This window comes from Variovorax sp. VRV01 (assembly GCF_014852545.1).
Taxonomy (GTDB): Bacteria; Pseudomonadota; Gammaproteobacteria; order Burkholderiales; family Burkholderiaceae_C; genus Variovorax; species Variovorax beijingensis_A.
Genome location: NZ_JACVBS010000005.1, coordinates 149,280 through 166,978, shown reverse-complemented (window position 1 = coordinate 166,978; position 17,699 = coordinate 149,280). Strand labels below are relative to the sequence as shown.

The 17,699-nt window shown below is 68.6% G+C and carries 14 protein-coding genes and 1 pseudogene; 8 read left to right on the top strand and 7 right to left on the bottom strand.

Annotation, left to right across the window (positions count from 1 at the left end; all coding sequences use genetic code 11):
* The first annotated feature begins 55 nt into the window (after nucleotides 1–55).
* The 7 genes from IB278_RS11130 (at nucleotide 56) to IB278_RS11100 (ending at nucleotide 10,039) form a co-directional block, all read left to right on the top strand.
* On the top strand, nucleotides 56–4,765 hold the full coding sequence (locus IB278_RS11130) for an RICIN domain-containing protein (RefSeq protein ID WP_192323453.1): 4,710 nt from the start codon (nucleotides 56–58) through the stop codon (nucleotides 4,763–4,765).
* A gap of 139 nt (nucleotides 4,766–4,904) precedes the next feature.
* Nucleotides 4,905–5,144, top strand: coding sequence for a F0F1 ATP synthase subunit C (atpE, locus tag IB278_RS11125; RefSeq protein WP_012745530.1), 240 nt, complete (start codon nucleotides 4,905–4,907; stop codon nucleotides 5,142–5,144).
* A 193-nt stretch (nucleotides 5,145–5,337) separates the two neighbouring features.
* The gene (locus IB278_RS11120) at nucleotides 5,338–6,546 is read left to right on the top strand and encodes an ABC transporter substrate-binding protein (protein WP_192323452.1); all 1,209 of its coding nucleotides are present in this window, start codon (nucleotides 5,338–5,340) and stop codon (nucleotides 6,544–6,546) included.
* Between the two features lie 127 nt (nucleotides 6,547–6,673).
* Nucleotides 6,674–7,594, top strand: a complete 921-nt coding sequence (locus IB278_RS11115; RefSeq protein ID WP_145742707.1) for a branched-chain amino acid ABC transporter permease — start codon at nucleotides 6,674–6,676, stop codon at nucleotides 7,592–7,594.
* A complete protein-coding gene (locus tag IB278_RS11110; protein ID WP_192323451.1) occupies nucleotides 7,591–8,571 on the top strand; it encodes a branched-chain amino acid ABC transporter permease in 981 nt (326 codons plus the stop codon). Before IB278_RS11115 ends, IB278_RS11110 begins: the two co-directional genes overlap by 4 nt.
* Nucleotides 8,568–9,323 (top strand): ABC transporter ATP-binding protein, encoded by a 756-nt coding sequence (locus tag IB278_RS11105; protein WP_145742711.1) that lies wholly within the window; start codon nucleotides 8,568–8,570, stop codon nucleotides 9,321–9,323. The genes IB278_RS11110 and IB278_RS11105 overlap by 4 nt, the downstream gene beginning before the upstream one ends.
* Complete coding sequence (locus IB278_RS11100) at nucleotides 9,320–10,039, top strand: ABC transporter ATP-binding protein (protein WP_145742713.1); 720 nt, start codon at nucleotides 9,320–9,322, stop codon at nucleotides 10,037–10,039. The genes IB278_RS11105 and IB278_RS11100 overlap by 4 nt, the downstream gene beginning before the upstream one ends.
* Here IB278_RS11100 and IB278_RS11095 read toward each other — a convergent pair.
* Nucleotides 10,036–11,247: a multidrug effflux MFS transporter gene (locus IB278_RS11095; RefSeq protein ID WP_192323450.1), complete on the bottom strand. Its 1,212-nt coding sequence runs from the start codon at nucleotides 11,245–11,247 to the stop codon at nucleotides 10,036–10,038. The two genes, IB278_RS11100 and IB278_RS11095, sit on opposite strands and share 4 nt — an antisense overlap.
* A gap of 76 nt (nucleotides 11,248–11,323) precedes the next feature.
* Between IB278_RS11095 and IB278_RS11090 the strand changes: the two genes are divergently transcribed.
* Nucleotides 11,324–12,277 carry an AraC family transcriptional regulator gene (locus tag IB278_RS11090; RefSeq protein WP_145742717.1) on the top strand — a complete coding sequence of 318 codons (954 nt, stop codon included), beginning with the start codon at nucleotides 11,324–11,326 and terminating at the stop codon, nucleotides 12,275–12,277.
* A gap of 352 nt (nucleotides 12,278–12,629) precedes the next feature.
* Here the strand turns inward: IB278_RS11090 and IB278_RS34290 are convergent.
* From IB278_RS34290 to IB278_RS11060, 6 genes and pseudogenes are all read right to left on the bottom strand, one after another.
* A pseudogene (locus IB278_RS34290) lies at nucleotides 12,630–12,791 on the bottom strand (SulP family inorganic anion transporter); the annotation flags it as partial.
* Between the two features lie 168 nt (nucleotides 12,792–12,959).
* Complete coding sequence (locus IB278_RS11080) at nucleotides 12,960–13,673, bottom strand: SDR family oxidoreductase (RefSeq protein WP_192323449.1); 714 nt, start codon at nucleotides 13,671–13,673, stop codon at nucleotides 12,960–12,962.
* A gap of 147 nt (nucleotides 13,674–13,820) precedes the next feature.
* On the bottom strand, nucleotides 13,821–14,429 hold the full coding sequence (locus IB278_RS11075) for a glutathione S-transferase (protein WP_192323448.1): 609 nt from the start codon (nucleotides 14,427–14,429) through the stop codon (nucleotides 13,821–13,823).
* A 27-nt stretch (nucleotides 14,430–14,456) separates the two neighbouring features.
* Nucleotides 14,457–16,175 (bottom strand): FAD-dependent oxidoreductase, encoded by a 1,719-nt coding sequence (locus tag IB278_RS11070; RefSeq protein ID WP_192323447.1) that lies wholly within the window; start codon nucleotides 16,173–16,175, stop codon nucleotides 14,457–14,459.
* A complete protein-coding gene (locus IB278_RS11065; RefSeq protein ID WP_145742723.1) occupies nucleotides 16,175–16,918 on the bottom strand; it encodes an SDR family NAD(P)-dependent oxidoreductase in 744 nt (247 codons plus the stop codon). The genes IB278_RS11070 and IB278_RS11065 overlap by 1 nt, the downstream gene beginning before the upstream one ends.
* 24 nt (nucleotides 16,919–16,942) lie before the next feature.
* Nucleotides 16,943–17,692: an SDR family NAD(P)-dependent oxidoreductase gene (locus IB278_RS11060; protein ID WP_192323446.1), complete on the bottom strand. Its 750-nt coding sequence runs from the start codon at nucleotides 17,690–17,692 to the stop codon at nucleotides 16,943–16,945.
* Between the last annotated feature and the right edge of the window lie 7 nt (nucleotides 17,693–17,699).

Here is a 17,699-nt window from a genome sequence, read left to right as displayed (position 1 = left end):
AGAGGGATCGAGCAAATGGGTTGCCCTGCGAATTTCCAACAACCTGGAGGCGACGATGAAGATCCGGTATTTCCTGATGGCGTTCCTGGCCCCGCTCGTCACATTGCTGACGCATGCGGCCATCACCGGGGTCAGCCCGATGACCACCCTTGGCAACATGGCGGCAGCGGTTTCCGAAGCCGTCGCCGACCCGCTCCCGCTGCAGGGGCCGGGCCTGGGCAACCTCACATACACATCGGCGGAACTGTTCAAGCCGGTGTCGATGATCACGAGCGCGGCGCATCCGCTCGACCCGGCGCACAGCGACGCCTACGAATCGCGCGAGGTGCCCGCCACCTACCCGGGCCGCAAGGACTACGGCATGAACGCGGGCATCATGATCAACGGCTACTTCCTGACCTCCTTCGCGCCGGACAGCGGCCTGGGCCCGGGCGGCTTCCTGCTGTACGACGTGTCGAACCCGCGCCAGATCCAGCTGGTCAAGAAGATCTACGAACCCGAGGGCCGCACCAAGGAGTTCCGCGAGACGCACTCCTTCGGCACCGCGAAGATCGGCGGCAAGACCTACGTGGTTCTGCCCAGCATCAACGGGGTCGAATTCTGGGACTTCACCGACATCAACGACATCCAGCAGGTGAAGAAGCTGGCGCTGCCCGGCGTCAACGCCGGCGACTACGAGAACGTCGCCTGGCAGCTCTGGTGGCAGGCACCCTACCTGTACGTGGCCTCGGCGGGCCGCGGCATCTTCATCGTCGATGCCAGGGACCCCGCGAACGCCGTGGTTGCGAACCGCGGCGCCGGCAAGCCCAACCCGGTGCCCACGGGCGAACTCGGCAACTTCCGGATCGGTCCGATCTTCACCATGGGCAACCACATGGTGCTGACCGCGATGGAAAGCAACGGCGGATTCGCGAGCCTGGACATCTCCGACCCGCTCAACCCCAAGGTGCTCGATTCCATCGTGGGCACCACGCCGTTCTACTACGCCACCTGCTTCGACGGCAGGAACCTGCACGTCTCGACGCGCGGCAGCGGCGCCAAAATGTACAGCTATGACCTGGGCGACCGCTCGCGCTTCGTGGCCGAGGACAACCGGCTGGTCATCGACGAGCAGCTGTACTGCGCCACGCAGGACAACTACGTGATCCAGGGCGCGCAAACGCGCATCCACAAGGTCGACGTGAGCAATCCGCTCAACCACGTGGAGGTGGGCCGCGGCAGCATCCTGCGTGAGGACGATCCGAACTTCTCGCATTCGGACAACGGCCAGGTCGCGATGTTCGGCAACCTCGTCTTCGTGGGCAACGACCACGGCTCGGGCAGCGGCTTCGTCGTGCATGCGGTGGACCCCGACACCACCCGGCCCGAAGTGAAACAGGTCTCGCCGGCCAACGGCGCGAAGCAGCAGGCGCTGACCTCGCGCATCGGCCTGGGCATGACCGACAACATCCGGCCCGAGAGCGTCAACGCCAACACCTTCATCGTGCGCCCGGTGGGCGGCAACACGCTCGCGGGCACCTACAGCGTGCAGCTGGGCATCATCAACTTCCATCCCGAGCAGCCGCTGTCGCCGGGCACCAGCTATGAAGTGTTCCTGCCGGCCAACGGCGTCAAGGACTATGCGGGCAACGCCATCGGCGCGGACTACAAGTCGACCTTCAACACCGGCAATGCGACCGACATCAACCTGCAGCACTACTGGACGCTGGCGGGCAACCTCTCGGACTCCATCGGCAGCAACAACGGCACGCCGGTGTCGGGCGACGCGTTCGAGAGCATCGGCATGAACTTCGCGAACCGCACCGCCGGCGTGCCGCTGAAGAACGACTCCGTGGCCACCGTGCTCGGCGGCACCGCGTCGCTGAGCTTCTACATGAAGACCACGCAGGCGGGCGGCGCGAACTCATGGACCGCGCCCGGCATCTTCGGGCGCGACCAGGCCGGCGGCGCCGACGACGTGTTCTGGGGCTGGATCGACGGCAACGGGCGCATCAAGCTGTCGGTCGGCAATGACGCCGGCACCGCCTCCGGCGCGGCGGTGAACGACGGCAACTGGCACCACGTGGTGTTGACGCGCGACGCGGCCTCCGGCGCGCAGGCGGTCTACGTCGACGGCGTGAAGACCACTTCCACCGGGCTCACGGGTACCAAGGGCCTCGCGAACAAGTTCCAGGTGCTGGGCCAGATCCAGGGCAACGCCGACCTGTTCAAGGGCACGCTGGCGGAAGTGCGCGTGTACAGCCGCGTGCTCACCGACGGCGAGGTGGCGACGCTGCGCGGCCAGGCCATCATCGGTGACCCGGGCATCGGCGGCGGACCGAAGATCGTCAACGGCCAGCTGGTGTTCAACCCGGCCACGCTCGGCAGCAGCGGCGCGCAGTTCCGCTGGAACTTCGGCGACGGCACGCAGACCGCCTATTCGACCCAGCCGAACTACACATACACCTATACCCGCCCCGGCCACTACACGGTGACGCTGACGGTAAAGGACGCGAGCGGCCGCGAGACCTTCTACACCTACAACCTCACGGTGATCATGCCGGTCACCGCGCGGGCGCCCACGCACACCACCAACATCGCGGGCGATGCGAATTCGGTCTATTCACTCAACCCCGACAGCGGCACGGTCGCCGCCATCGACGCGCAGACCCTGGCCAAGCGCTGGGAAGTGCGCGTGGGCGACGAGCCGAAGACGCTGGCCGTGGGCCCCGACGGGCGCATCTGGGTCACTGTGCAGGGCGAGGACAAGCTGGTGGCGCTCAGCGCGGCCGATGGCAGCCTCTCGGCCGCCGTGCCGCTGGCCTACGGCAGCGGCCCCTACGGCGTGGCCTTCACGCCTGACGGCGCGAAGGGCCTCTTGACGCTGGAGAGCAAGTCGGTGCTGATGAGTTTCGACCCGAGCAACGGCGCCACCACCGGCGCGGTCGCCCTCGAAGGCAACCTGCGCGGCATCGCCGTGAGCTCCGATGCGCAGGTGGCCTACGTCACGCGCTTCAAGTCGAAGATGACGGGAGGCCAGCTGCACAAGGTGAACCTGCAGAGCATGAGCGCGATGCCCGCGATCGCGCTGCCGGTGGACACCACCACGGTAGACACCGAGAGCCGCGCGCGCGGCGTGGCCAACTACCTGAGCCAGGTGGTGATCTCGCCCGACGGCAGGCGCGCGGTGCTGCCTTCGAAGAAGGACAACATCGTGCGCGGCCGCTTCCGCGACGGCGTGGACCTGACGCACGACCAGAGCGTGCGCTCCATCCTCTCGCAGGTCGACCTGCAGGCGGCCGCGGAAGTGTTCGACGAGCAGATCGACTTCGACGACCGCGCACCGGCGCGCGCGGCGCTGTTCTCTCCGCCCGGCGACTACCTCTTCGTGGCGCAGATGGAAGGCAACCGCGTCGCCATCGTCGACCCGTACAGCCGAACGGTGCGCGGCGAGATCAACGCGAGCAGCGCGCCCCACGGCCTGTACCTGGACGCGGCGCGCAAGCGGCTGTTCGTCAACAACTTCCTGGCGCGCTCGGTGTCGGTGCACGACGTGGCCCTGGTGCTGTCGTCGGAATCGGCGGCGGCGACCTTCCTGCAGAACGTGGCGACGGTGGCGCAGGAGCCGATGGCGGCCGCGGCCCTGCGCGGCAAGCAGGTGTTCTACAACGCCTCCGACCGGCGCATGAGCAAGGACAACTACATCTCCTGCGCGAGCTGCCATGCGGACGGCGGCGACGACGGCATGGTGTGGGACTTCACGCAGCGCGGCGAGGGGCTGCGGCGCACCATCAGCCTGCAGGGCCGGCGCGGCGCGGGCCACGGCAAGATGCACTGGACCGCCAACTTCGACGAGGTGCAGGACTTCGAGAACGACATCCGCAACGAGTTCGGCGGCACCGGCTTCCTCACCAATGCCGACTTCGCCGCCACGGCCGACCCCCTGGGTGCGCCCAAGGCCGGCAAGAGTGCGCAACTCGACGATCTCGCGGCCTACCTGAGTTCGCTGAACAAGTACATGCGCAGCCCGGCGCGTGCCAGCGACGGCAGCCTGAGTGTGGAGGCGGCGCGCGGCCAGACGGTGTTCAACACTGCGCAGTGCGCCACCTGCCACACCGGCGGCACCTTCCGCGACGGGCTGCGGCACGACGTGGGCACGATCCAGCTCTCGTCGGGCAAGGGCATGAACCAGCCGCTGGCGGGCGTGGGCTTCGACACGCCGACGCTCTCGGGCACCTGGAACACGACGGCCTTCTTCCACAACGGGCAGGCGGCCACCTTGCAGGACGTGCTGAACAGCGGCCATGGCAACGCATCGAGCTTGCCGTCAACGGACGTCGTGGCGCTGCGCGAATACGTGCGCTCGCAGGACACGTCCCCGGCGGTGGTCACGCGCCTGCGCTCGGACCTCAACCCGACGATGTGCGTGAACATCAAGGGCGGGTCGACCGCGAGCGGCACGGTGGCGGTACAGTGGCCCTGCGGCACTGCGAGCAACGAGAGGTTCACGGTGACTTCGATCACGGGCGGCTATGTGCAGCTGGTGGCCGAGCACAGCGGCCTGTGCCTGGCGCAGAACGGCACCGCGACGACCAATGCGCCGGTGGTGCAGCTGGCGTGCACGGTGGGCAACACGGCGCAGTGGAGCCTGGTCGGCGGCACGCTGCGCAACCGCGCCTCGGGCTCGTGCCTCGACGTGCCCAACGGCTCGACGGCGCAGGACACCGCGCTGATCACGTGGACCTGCAACGGCGGCAACAACCAGAACTGGACGCAATTGCCCTGACGCAACGGCGCTCCACTGAAAGCCGGCCGCCTCCCGCGGCCGGCTTTTTTTTCGTCCCGCCGATGACCTCCCACGTCATGGACCGCACGCACCCGCTCTGGGAAAGTACCTCCATCGATCAACCACAGGAGAAAACACCATGACCGGCTTCAACATCCTTCCCCTCGCAGTCGCCCTGCTCATCGGCGTGGCCGCGCTCGGCTCCTGCCTGGGCATCGGGCTGGTCGGCCAGAAGTTTCTCGAAAGCACCGCGCGCCAGCCCGAACTGGTCGACACGCTGCAGACCAAGTTCTTCCTGGTGGCGGGCGTAACCGACGGCGCGTTCATCATCGCCACCGGTATCGGCCTGTGGTTCGCAACGGCCAATCCCTTCGGCTGAAGCCGGCGAAAGGCCCCGGAAAACGGAGCCCGCGCACCAGGAAGCGGCACGGACCATTGGCACCATTCGTGCTAGCACCGTTGACAGCGAATTGTTTATGGTTAAAGTATTTAGCTATCAACGGTTCGGTGTCTTCGGTGCTGCATGGCGCAGCGCCGGGGCGTCGTTTCACCCTTCCTCTGCCGGAGAATCCATGAGCCACCCGTCCCCGAAGTCGCCCGCGCTGCTGCCGCGCACCCTGCTTTCGCTGCTGCTCTGCGGTGCAGCCCTTGGCGGCGCGGCATCGGCCATGGCCGCACCCGTGAAGGTGGGCCTCGCGCTCGACATCTCGGGCCCGTTCGCGGCCTTGGGCGCCGAGGCGCGCGACGGTTTCGCGCTCGGCATCAAGCAGCTGGGCGGCAAGCTCGGCGGACAGGACGTGGAGTTCGTGCAGGCCGACATGGCGGGCAGCCCCGACCAGGCCAAGCAGCTGGTCGACCGCATGATCCAGCGCGACAAGATCGACCTCTTCAGCGGCCCGATCGGCTCCAATGTGGCGCTGGCCGTGGGCCCGACGCTGTTCAACGCCAAGGTGCCGTACCTCTCGGCCAATGCCGGCCCGAGCCAGTTCGCGGGTGCCCAGTGCAATGCCTACTTCTTCGGCACGGCCTACCAGAACGACCAGTTCCACGAGGCCGCCGGCAAGTTCGCGCAGGACCGCGGCTTCAAGAAGACCGTGCTGATCGCCCCCAACTACCCGGCCGGCAAGGACGCGCTGGGCGGCTTCAAGCGCCAGTTCAAGGGCCAGGTGGCCGACGAGCTCTACACCAAGCTCGGCCAGATCGACTACGCGGCCGAACTCGCGCAGCTGCGCGCTGCCAAGCCCGACTCGATCTACTTCTTCCTGCCCGGCGCGATGGGCATCAACTTCATCAAGCAGTTCGTGGGCGCGGGCCTGTCGAAGGACATCACGCTCGTGACCAGCGGCTTCTCGGCCGACGAAGACGTGATCGGCGCAGTGGGCGAGCCGATGCTCGGCCTGTTCAATACCTCGCACTGGGCGCACGACCTCGACAACGCCGCCAACAAGGCCTTCGTGGCCGCGTTCCGCAAGGAATACAACGGCCGCTATCCGTCGGTGTATGCGGCGCAGGCCTATGACGCGATCCTGGCGATGGACGCCGCAGTCAAGCAAGCGGGCGGCAACGCGCAGAACCGCGAGGCCTTGGTGGCCGCGCTCAAGAGGGCCAACTACGCATCGACGCGCGGCAGCTTCAAGTACGCGAACAACCACTATCCGGTCGAGAACTTCTACCTGCGCGTGATCGGCAAGGATGCGCAGGGCAAGGTCACGAACAAGCTGATCAATACCGTACTGACCAACTACGGCGACAGCTACGCAGACAAGTGCCCGCTGAAATAGGCTCGCCCCCAGGCTGCGCGCACTTCGTGTCGCTCCTCCCTCCCCCTACCGGGGGCAACACCAGGGGCCCGGCGGAGCCGGTTCCTCGGTGTTTCCCGAATGAGATGCGGGCAATTCATTGGATCCTATGAGTGGAATTCTTGTTCTCGAGCAGCTGCTCAACGGCCTCGGCTACGGGCTGATGCTGTTCCTGCTGGCAGCGGGGCTCACGCTGGTGTTCGGCATCATGGACGTGCTGAACCTCGCGCATGGCTCGCTCTTCATGTCGGGCGCGTACCTGGCGGCCGAGGCGCACACGCGCACCGGCTCGTTCACGGCGGCCATCGTCATCGCGGTGGCGGTCACGGTGGTGGTGGCGCTGCTGCTCGAAGTGCTGCTGATGCGCCGCCTCTACACGCGCGACCACCTCGCGCAGGTGCTGGCCACCTTCGGCGTGATCCTGGTGGCCGACGACATCGTCAAGATGGCCTGGGGCCCGTCGCCGGTGATGGCACCGACGCCGGCCGCACTGTCGGGACCGATCGAGCTGGTGGACGGCCTGCCCTACCCCTCCTACCGCCTCGTGATCCTCGCCGGCGGCCTGCTGGTGGCGCTCGCGCTCTACCTCCTGGTCAACCACACGCGCATCGGCATGCGGGTGCGGGCGGGCGCCTCCGACCGGCCGATGGCCGAACTGATGGGCGTGCGCGTGGGGCGCATCTTCAACGGCGTGTTCCTGCTCGGCGCGGCGCTGGCCGCGCTGGCCGGCGCGCTGATGGGGCCGATCGTCGCGGTGCAGGTGGGCATGGGCGAGGCCATCCTGATCCCGGCACTGGTGGTGCTGGTGATCGGCGGCATCGGTTCGGTGCGCGGCGCCTTCGTGGCCGCACTGATGGTGGGCGTGGTCGACACGGTCGGACGCGCCTTCGTGCCGATGCTGCTGCGCGCCACGCTGCCGCCCGCCACCGCCGCCGACCTGGGACCGCTGTTCGCCGAAGTCGCGATGTACGCGCTGATGGTGGTTGTCCTGATCTTCCGGCCTTCGGGTCTCTTCTCGGCCCGATCATGAAGCCTTCCCCACGCTCTCTCGGCCTCGGGCTGCTCCTCTTGCTGCTCGCGGCTTTTCCACTGGTCGCGCCGCTGTTCGGGCTCGAGTTCTACATCGGCTTCGTGCGGCGCGTGCTCGTGGTGGCGCTGGCCGCGGCCAGCCTCAACTTCATCCTGGGCTTCGGCGGCATGGTGGCGCTCGGGCATGCGGGCTTCATCGGCATGGGCGCCTACACGGTGGTGGCGCTCAGCGATGCGGGCGTGGAGTCGGCCTGGGTGATGTGGCCTGCGGCCGTGCTCGTCGCCGGCCTCGTCGCGGCGCTGATCGGCACGGTGGCGCTGCACACGCGCGGCGTGTACTTCATCATGACCACGCTGGCTTTTGCGCAGATGCTGTACTTCGTGGTGGTGTCGCTGCGGCGCTATGGCGGCGACGACGGCTACACGCTGATGAGCCGGCCCACGCTGCTGCCGGGGCTCGACCTCGGCAACGAATCGAACTTCTACTGGGTCGTGCTGGCCATCGTGGCGCTCGCGCTCTGGTGGCTGCAGCGCGCAACGCAATCGCGTTTCGGCCATGCGCTGATGGGCATCCGCGACAACGAGACGCGCATGCGGGCCCTGGGCTATCCGGTGTTCAAGCTGCAGCTCGTGGCCTTTGCGATCGCCGGCGGCATCGCGGGACTGGCGGGCGCGCTGCTCGCGGGCGGCAATGGCTTCGTGAGCCCGGCGACGATGCACTGGACGCAGTCGGCCACGCTGCTGGTGATGGTCGTCATCGGCGGGCTCGGGCGCAGCTGGGGCGGGCCTGTCGGCGCCGTGGTCTGGCTGGTGCTCGAAGAGGCCTTGAAGCAGCACACCGAGCATTGGCACATGCCGCTCGGGTTGTTGTTGATTGCTGTTGCACTGTGGGCGCCCAAAGGACTCGCAGCTTTGTACAAGCGCCGCTTGCCCCTCACCCCAACCCTCTCCCCAGAGGGGCGAGGGAGCAAAGCATGAGCCTTTTCAGAATCGAAGGGTTGGTCAAGCGCTTCGGCGGCTTGCTCGCAACCGACCATGTGAACCTCACGGTGGAGCGCGGCGAAGTGCATGCGCTGATCGGGCCGAACGGCGCGGGCAAGACCACGCTCGTGAACCTGATCACCGGGCTGCTCAAGGCCGATGCCGGGCGCATCCTGCTCGACGAGAAGGACATCACCGGCTTCAAGGACCACCAGCGCGTGGCGGCCGGCATGTCGCGCTGCTTCCAGGTGACGCGCGTGTTCGCCAAGGAAACGGTGCACGACAACCTCATGCTCGCGGCGCAGGCCCATGCCGGCAGCAGCCTGCGCTTCATGGCGCCGCGCGCGGCGGAACGCGGCCTGGTGGAACGCGCCGTGGCGCTGGCCGACCGCGTGGGCCTCGGCAGCGAACGCCACCGCATCGCGGGCACGCTGCCGCACGGCGCGCAGCGCGCGCTCGACGTGGCGCTGGCGCTTGCGGCCGAACCCAAGCTGCTGCTGCTGGACGAGCCGATGGCCGGCATGGGCCCGGATGAGTCGGCGCGCATGGTGGAGCTGATCGAATCGCTGCGCGAATCGATGGCCATCCTCTTGATCGAGCACGACATGGACGCGGTGTTCCGCCTGGCCGACCGGCTCACGGTGCTGGTGCAGGGGCGCGTGCTGATGAGCGGCACGGCCGACGAAGTGCGCGGGCATCCCGACGTGCAGGCGGTGTACCTCGGTACGGAAGCGGAGGGACACGCATGAACGCGGCCACCACATTGCTCGACGCGAAATCCGTCGAGGCCGGCTACGGCGCCAGCCAGGTGCTGTTCGGCATCGACCTGAAGATCGGCGCGGGCGAAGTGCTCGCGCTGCTGGGCCGCAACGGCATGGGCAAGAGCACGCTGCTGAAGGTGCTGACCGGCACGCTGTCGCCGATGCGCGGCAGCGTGCATTTTGGCGGCGCCGCCATCGGCGGCCACAAGCCCGATGCCATCGCGCGGCGCGGCGTGGCCATCGTGCCCGAGGGGCGGCACGTGTTTCCGAACCTCAGCGTCGACGAGCACCTGCGCGCCTTCGCGCGGCCCCGCCCCGGCAGCGCGCCGCGCTGGACGGTCGAGGCGCTGTACGGCCTGTTCCCGCGCCTCGCGGAGCGCAAGGCCAATGCGGGCAACCAGCTCTCGGGCGGTGAGCAGCAGATGCTGGCGATCGCGCGCGCGCTGTCGACGCATCCGCGCCTCCTGATCCTCGACGAGGCCACCGAGGGCCTGGCCCCCGTGATCCGCGAGGAGATCTGGCACTGCATCGCCACGCTCAAGGCCGAGGGCGAAGCGATCCTGGTGGTCGACAAGTACGTGCAGCGCCTGCTGCCGCTGGCCGACCGCCATGTGATCCTCGAGCGCGGGCGCGTGGTGTGGCAGGGCGATTCGGCCGCGCTCGACGCCGACCGGTCGCTCTGGACGCGCTACCTGGGCGTTTAGGCGCCCGCCATCGCGGCAGCGCGCGGCCGACCCAGCGTGCGCAGGGCCAGTACCAGCACGACGGCCGAGCAGCACGCGATGCCCGCCACCATCGGCAGCGGCGTGCCGTTGGCGAATGGCGACACCAGCGCGACCACCACCGCGCCGCCGGCGAAGTTCAGCGTACCGAGCAGCGCCGAGGCGGTGCCGGCCCGCGCAGCGTGCCCTTCCATTGCGACCACGAAGGCCGACGGCACGATCACGCCGTTGAGTCCGTAGACAACCATCAGCAGGCCGACCAGCGCGCCGAGCCGATCGACGCCCGACAGGGTCAGCGCGAGCAGCAGCCCCGCGACGGCGGCATGCGCGACGACCGCCGTGCGCAGCACGCGGCGGATGCCGAAGCGCGCGGCGAGCCGGCCGTTGGCCTGCGAGACCGCGATCATCGACACCGCGTTCAATGAGAACAGTACGGCATACGTGCGCGGCGAGATTCCGTAGTGCGTACCCATTACGAACGACGAGTTCGCCACGTAGACGAAGAAGCCCGACAGCGTGATCGAGGCCATGGAAGCCACGGCCAGGAAATGCCTGTCGCGCAACAGCGCCCCGTAGGCAGCCATGGCGGCGCGCAGGCTGCTCTGCGCCCGCGCGGCCGGTGGCCTCGTCTCGGGCAGCAGCACCGCCACCATCGCCGCGGCCAGCACCGCCAGTACGCCAATCACCCAGAACACCGCGCGCCAGCTGGCCATTTCCGCCACGAAGCTGCCCACCAGGGGCGCGAGGATCGGCGACACGCTGTAGACCAGGATCAGCAGCGACATCAGACGCGCCGCCTCGGTGCCGGCATGCAGGTCGCGCACCACGGCACGCGGCGTCACCATGCTCGCGCAGGCGCCGAGTCCCTGCAGGAAACGGAAGGCGATCAGTACGCCGATGCTTGGTGCGAGCGCGCAACCGATGCTTGCGGCCACGAACACGGCAAGGCCAGCGTACATCGGCCGCTTGCGTCCGAACATGTCCGACAGCGGGCCGGCCACGAGCTGGCCCGCACCGCTGGCAATGAAGAAGGCCATCAGGCTGGCCTGCACCGCATGCGGGTCGGCGCCCAGCGCGTGCCCGATGGCCGGCAACGCGGGCAGGTACATGTCGATGGCGGAAGGTCCGATCGCGGTGAGCAGGCCCAGCACGACGGCGTAGCGGGAAAGTTGAGCGTTCGATGAGGACATGCGCCAATGGTCGCGCTTGGGGCTGGATGATTGAATAATCAACAGGCCGCGTTTCCTATTCATCCGTACAGAAACCATGGACCCCTTGTCCGACGTGCTTTCGATGCTCACGGTGAGCAGCACGCTGTCTTCGCGCTTCGAGGCGTTCGGGCGCTGGGCCTTTCGCTACCCGCACTACGACTCGCACATCAAGCTGGGCGGCGTGCTCACAGGCCGACTGCTGCTGCAGATCGGAGACACGGGCGCGCCGGCTGCACTGGAAGCCGGCGATTTCTATCTGCTGACCAACGGCCAGCCATTCACTTCCTCCAGCGATCCGCCGGGTCCGGTACAGGACGGCATGCAGGTCAGCCGCGACCATCGCGGGCCCGACGGCGTGCTGCGCTACGACGGCCGGGGTGCGGGCGATGCCGAGGCAGTCACCATGGCCAGCGGCCGCTTCACGCTCGACGGCGAGGCCGGCGAACTGCTGCTGCGCCACTTGCCGCCGCTGATCCACCTGCGCGCGAGCGACCCCGGCGCGCGGCCGCTCGTGGGGCTGCTCGACCTGCTGGGCTGGGAGACGGCCGAGATGCGGCCGGGTGCGTCGATCGCGCGCACGAATCTCGCCGCACTGGTGCTGGTACAGGCGCTGCGCGTGCATCTGGCGAATGCGCCGCAGCCCGAAGGCTGGCTGGGCGCGATGGCCGATGCGCGCATCGGCGAGGCCTTGTCGCGCATGCACGGCGACATCGCGCAACCGTGGACCGTGGAGCGCCTCGCGCAGTCGGCGGGCATGTCGCGCACGGCCTTCGCGGTGCGCTTCAAGACGCTGACGGGGTCAACGCCGCTCGACTACCTGGGCGGCTGGCGCATGACGGTGGCGCGCAATGCGCTGCGCAACAGTGACGAGGCCATTGCGCGCATTGCCGAGCGCATCGGCTACCAGTCGGAGACGGCGTTCAGCGCTGCCTTCCGGCGCATGGTGGGCGAAAGCCCCGGACGCTTTCGCACGCAAGCTCGTGCGCGGGAAGGCACGGCGCCCGCTTGACCGACGTGCACCGCTGCGGTCGATCTCGCGCACGTCGAAGGCGTCGCCCAGCATGTCGGCGGAAGCGAAGAACACCTGGCCGGTGACGCGGTAGATTCGCGCGTTATCGGCGTCCTGTGCGGCATGCACGTGCAGCAGCCGCGCCACCTTGAAGGTGAAGAACACGCCGCTGAGCATCACCGCGCTGGACATGCGCGGATGGCGCACCAGCGCGCGCAGCGAACCCCAGTCGAAGGTCGAGGCCGAGACCATCACCATGATCGCCACCAGCGCCGCCACCGGCACCTGCGACACCCAGGGCTTGAGCAGCACCATGGGATCAGCAGGAACGCGCCCGCGAACAGCGTCGACACCCGCCCGCGGCCGACACCATGGCCGGACGGCCGCCCGTGAAGGCAATGACGATGCCGATGATGAAAGACGCGAACAACCCGACCACCGGATCGACGCCAGCCACGAAGGAGAAGGCGATGACATCGGGAATGAGCGCGAAGGTGGCGACGGCGACGGCCATGAGCTCGCGCGGGATGCTCGGGCACCACTCGGTGCGCAGGCGGCTGTGTGGGGAAGACATGGATGGAGAACAGCCCGTGCGCGGCGACAGGGGCCGCGCCGCGCCTCACGGGCAGAGGGTCTCGATTGCAGGAAGGAGCGGCAGCCGCCCTCCCCCGCGCTCAGGGCTTCACACCGAACGCGTGATGCCGCCGTCCACGCGCAGGTTCTGCCCCGTGATGTAGCCCGCGCCCTCGGACGCGAGAAAGCCGATCACGGCCGCGATCTCGCTGCTCTTGCCGTAGCGGCCCATCGGAATGCGCGAGCGGAACTCGGCCTTCTCGGGCAGGCTGTCGATGAAGCCGGGCAGCACGTTGTTCATGCGCACGTTGTGCGCGGCGTAGGTGTCGGCGAACAGCTTGGTGAACGCCGCGAGGCCGGCGCGGAACACGCCCGAGGTCGGGAACACGGGGTCGGGCTCGAAGGCGGCGAAGGTCGAGATGTTGATGATCGCGCCGCCGCCCTGCTTGACCATGAGCGGCGCGACCAGCCGCGCAGGGCGCACCGCGCTCAGCAGGTAGACGTCCATGCCGCGGTGCCATTCTTCGTCGCTGATGTCGAGGATCGGCGCGCGCGGACCATGGCCGGCGCTGTTGACCAGCACGTCGACGCGGCCCCATGTGTCGGCCACCTTGTCGACGAGCCGCTGGAGGTCGTCGTTCGATTGGTTGGAGCCGGTCACGCCGATGCCGCCGAGCTCGGCGGCGAGCGCCTCGCCCTTGCCCGACGACGAGAGGATGGCGACGCGAAAACCGTCGTCCGCAAGCTTACGCGCCGCGGCGGCACCCATGCCGCTGCCGCCGGCGGTGACGATGGCTACTTTCTTGTTTTCTTCGGAAGACATGCTTGGTTCCTTGGTTCGTTCATGCGGAACCCCGCATTTAGCCAAGGAATTGTTTCCCCTGCCAGGCGAGGATTTGCACCTGCGTTCGGGAGTGTGCGAATGGTGCCCTGCCGGCGTGATCGCGCCCCGCACGGAATCGAACGCAAATCAGGCAGCAGGCAGGGTCGCCTGCATCGAAGCCCGCCGGTTGAACACCTCGAACCACTTCGCGCTGTTCGGCGCCTCGGCACGCCAGTCCACCGAGGGGAAGCGGAAGTCCATGTAGCCCAGCGCGCAGCCGAAGGCGATGGTGCCGATGTCGACGCGGTCGCCGAAGGAAGGCGCGGCGGTCTCCAGCCATTCGAGGCCGGTGTGCACCTTGGCGAGCTGGCCATCGGTCCAGTCGGACCAGCGCAGTTCCTCGGGGCGCAGCACGGTCTCGTAGCGCGCGAGCAGCGCGGCGCCGGTCATGCCATCGGCGAGCGCGAGTTCGGTGAGGCGGGCCCAGCGTTCCTTGCCGCCGGCGGGAAAGAGCCTGCCCGACTGCGTGGCGTTCAGGTATTCGCAGATCACGCGGCTGTCGAACAGCACCTGGCCGTCGTCGGTGATGAAGGTGGGCACCTGGCCGAGCGGGTTCTTCGGGATGATGGTGGTGTCGCGCTTCACCGGGCCGGCCGCGCTGGGCAGCTTCTCGATGCGGTCGGCAACGCCGAGTTCGTGCGCCACGACCATGCACTTGCGCACAAAGGGGGAAGCGGGGGAGAAGAAGATTTTCATGATGGGGTGGAAGCGGGTTGTATTCGTTCAGGCGCATGCCTCGGAGCCGTGGGCCAGATGCATGCCGGCGACCCAGCCGAAGGTTAGCGCGGGGCCGAGGGTGATGCCGGGCGCGGGGTACTCGCCGCCCATCACCGAGTGCATGTCGTTGCCGGCGACGTAGAGGCCGGCGATGGGCGCGCCCTGCGCGTCGAGCACGCGGGCGCTGCCGTCAGCACGGATGCCAAGCGCGGTGCCGATGTCGCCTGGGTACACCTTCACCGCGTAGAACGGCGCCTTCCGCAGCGGAGCGAGGCAGGCATTGGGCTGGTGATCCGGGTCGCCAAGATAGCGGTTGTAGGCGTCGCCGCCCTTGCCGAAGGCCGGGTCCTGTCCCTGCGCGGCGGGCGGGTTGTAGGCGGCCACCGTGCGCGCGAGGCCGGCGGGGTCCACGCCCGCCAGCTTCGCCAGCGCTTCCAGCGTGTCGGCGCGAAAGAGATATCCCGCGCGCACGAGGTGCTCGCGCGGGCGCCCGCCGGGCAGGGCGAGGCCCAGGCCCCATTTCTCGATGAAGTCGCTGTCGCACACCAGCAGCGCGGGAATGGCGGGTGCCTTATCGTTCGCGCGGTACATGCCGCGCACGAACTCGTGGTACGAGGTGGATTCGTTGACGAAGCGCTCGCCGCGCGCATCGACCGCGATGAGGCCGGGCTTGGCGCGGTCCCACACCAGATGCGGATAGCGCAACACGCTGCCGTCGGGCCGCGTCAGCAGCGACACCGGCGCCCACAGCGCCGGCCCCGCGTGGCCGGTACCCAGCGTGCCGCCGGCCTCGCGCGCCATCGCGATGCCCTCGCCCGCGTTGTCCTGCGGGGACATCGAATACGGCCCCGTGGGCGCCGGATAGTGCTTGCCGCGCATCGCGGCATTCCACGGAAAGCCGCCGGTGGCGACGACGACGCCGCGACGCGCATGGACCGTGATCTCCTTGCCATTGCGGCGCAGCTTCACGCCGGTGACCTTGCCGCCGGCGTCCTGCTCCAGGCCCAGCGCCGGCGTGCCGGTCCAGAACGGAATGCCCTGCTTCAGGACGCTGTGGAAGAGCCGCGCCGCCAGCGCATTGCCCAGCAGCACGCGCGTGCCCCGGTGATGGCCGCGCAACCTGTCGCCGAAGTACCGCAGCACCAGCTTCACGCCGTGCTTCCATGAGGTGAACGAACGCCAGACGCCGAGCAGGTGCTTCACGTCCGTCATGTTGACCATCATCCCGCCGAGCACGCAGAACTCCGGCAGCGGGTCGCGCAGGGTCTTGAAGTGCGGGCCCAGCAGCCGGCCGTCGAACTCGACGGGATCGAGCGAACGCCCGCCCATGGCTGCGCCCTCGCGGTCGGGGTAGTAGTCGGGCGAGTAGGTGCGTGCGGCCAGCTGCACGTCGGTGCGCTCGCGCAGGTAGCGCAGCGCGCGCGGACCGGCATCGAGGAAGGCATGGCGCAGCGCCTCGTCGCCGGCGCTGCCGACGGTGTTCTGCAGATAGGCCAGGGCCTTCTCGCGCGTGTCCGGGTGGCCGGCCGCCTCCGCCTGGTCGTTGAGCGGCACCCACACCGCACCGCCGGAGATCGCGGTCGAGCCGCCGATGCGGTCGGTCTTCTCGACCACAAGCACGTCGAGCCCTTCGAGCTTCGCGGTGAGCGCGGCCGAGAGTCCGCCCGCGCCGCTGCCGATCACCACGACGTCGCACGTGGTCTTCTCATCCTGCTGCCGCGCCATCAGGCCCCCGAGCCGCCGAGCGACTTGCCGCCATCGACGAAAAGCACCTGCCCCGTCACGAAGCCGGTCGATGGCGATGCGAAGAAGGCCACGGCGTTGGCGATGTCCTCGGGCCGGCCGGCGGCACCCGTGGGCTGCAGCGCGAGCTGCGCGGCCAGCCGCTCGGGCGTGAGCGCGCGCAGCAGCGGCGTGTCGATGAGCCCCGGCGCGATGGCGTTGACCATGATGCCGCGCGGCGCCAGCTCCATCGCGCTGGCGCGCGTGTAACCCACCAGCGCGGCCTTCGAGGCCACGTAGTGCGGATGATTCTTCGCACCCAGGTAGGCACGCGACGCGATGTTGACGATGCGCGCGCCGTCCGCCATCTTGCGCGCGGCCTCCTGCGTGAGCGTGGCCACGGCCAGCAGGTTGACTTCGTACATGCGGCGGAAGTCGGCCGAGCTCACGTCCATGAACTTGCGCTCGTCGAAGATCCCCGCATTGTTGACCAGCGCGGTGAGCGGCGGCAGCGCCTGCACCATCGCGCGCACCGCCGGTTCGTCGGTGAGGTCGATGGCGCGGCATTCCACGTCGAGGCCCGCGGCGCGCAGCGCCTGCGTCTCGCGCTCGGCGAGCTCGCCGTTGTGGTCGGCCATCACCACACGCCAGCCGTCGCGCGCCATGCGCTCGACGATGGCGCGGCCCATGCCGCTGGCGCCGCCGGTCACGAGGATGAGCGGCTTGTCTTCACTGCTGTTGTTCATGCTTGTTCCGTTGGAATGCAGCCTTCAGACCGCCAGGTAGCCCCCGTCGACCGGCAGCACCACGCCATTGACGTAGCTCGCCATCGAGGAAGCCAGAAAGACAACCGGCCCGGCGATTTCGTCGGCCTCGCCGTGGCGCTTGACGGGCACGCGGCTCAGGTACCAGTCGGTGCCGTGCTCGGTCTCGCGCTGGCCGGCTGTCATGTCGGTGACCATCAGGCCCGGTGCCACCGCGTTCACGCGCACGCCATAGGGCGCGAGGTCGCGCGCCAGCACCTGCGTGAGCGATCGCACCCCGCCCTTGGCCACCACGTAGCCGGCAGAGGAGATGCCCGCGCCAAAGGCCACGATGGACGAGAGGTTCACGATGCTGCCCTGCGTGCGCTTGAGCGCGGGCACGAAGGCCTGCGTCACGTTGAACACGCCCTGCAGATTGACCGACATCACGCGGTCCCAGGCCTCGCGCGCGCCGGGCTCGTCGAACTTCGAGCGCGCGGAGATGCCGGCGTTGTTCACGAGGATGTCGATGTTCCCGCGAGAGGCCGCAATGCGCGCGGCCAGCGCATCGACCGCCGCCGCGTCGCTCACGTCGACGCTGTCGGCATCGGCGCGGCCGCCCGCCGCGCGGATCGATTCGGCCACCCGTTGCGCGATTTCGAGATCGCGGTCCACCACCAGCACATGCGCGCCCTCGGCAGCCATGCGGCGCGCGATGGCCTCGCCCAGGCCGCGCGCGGCGCCAGTCACGAGTGCGAGTTTGTCTTCGAGAAGCATCGAGATT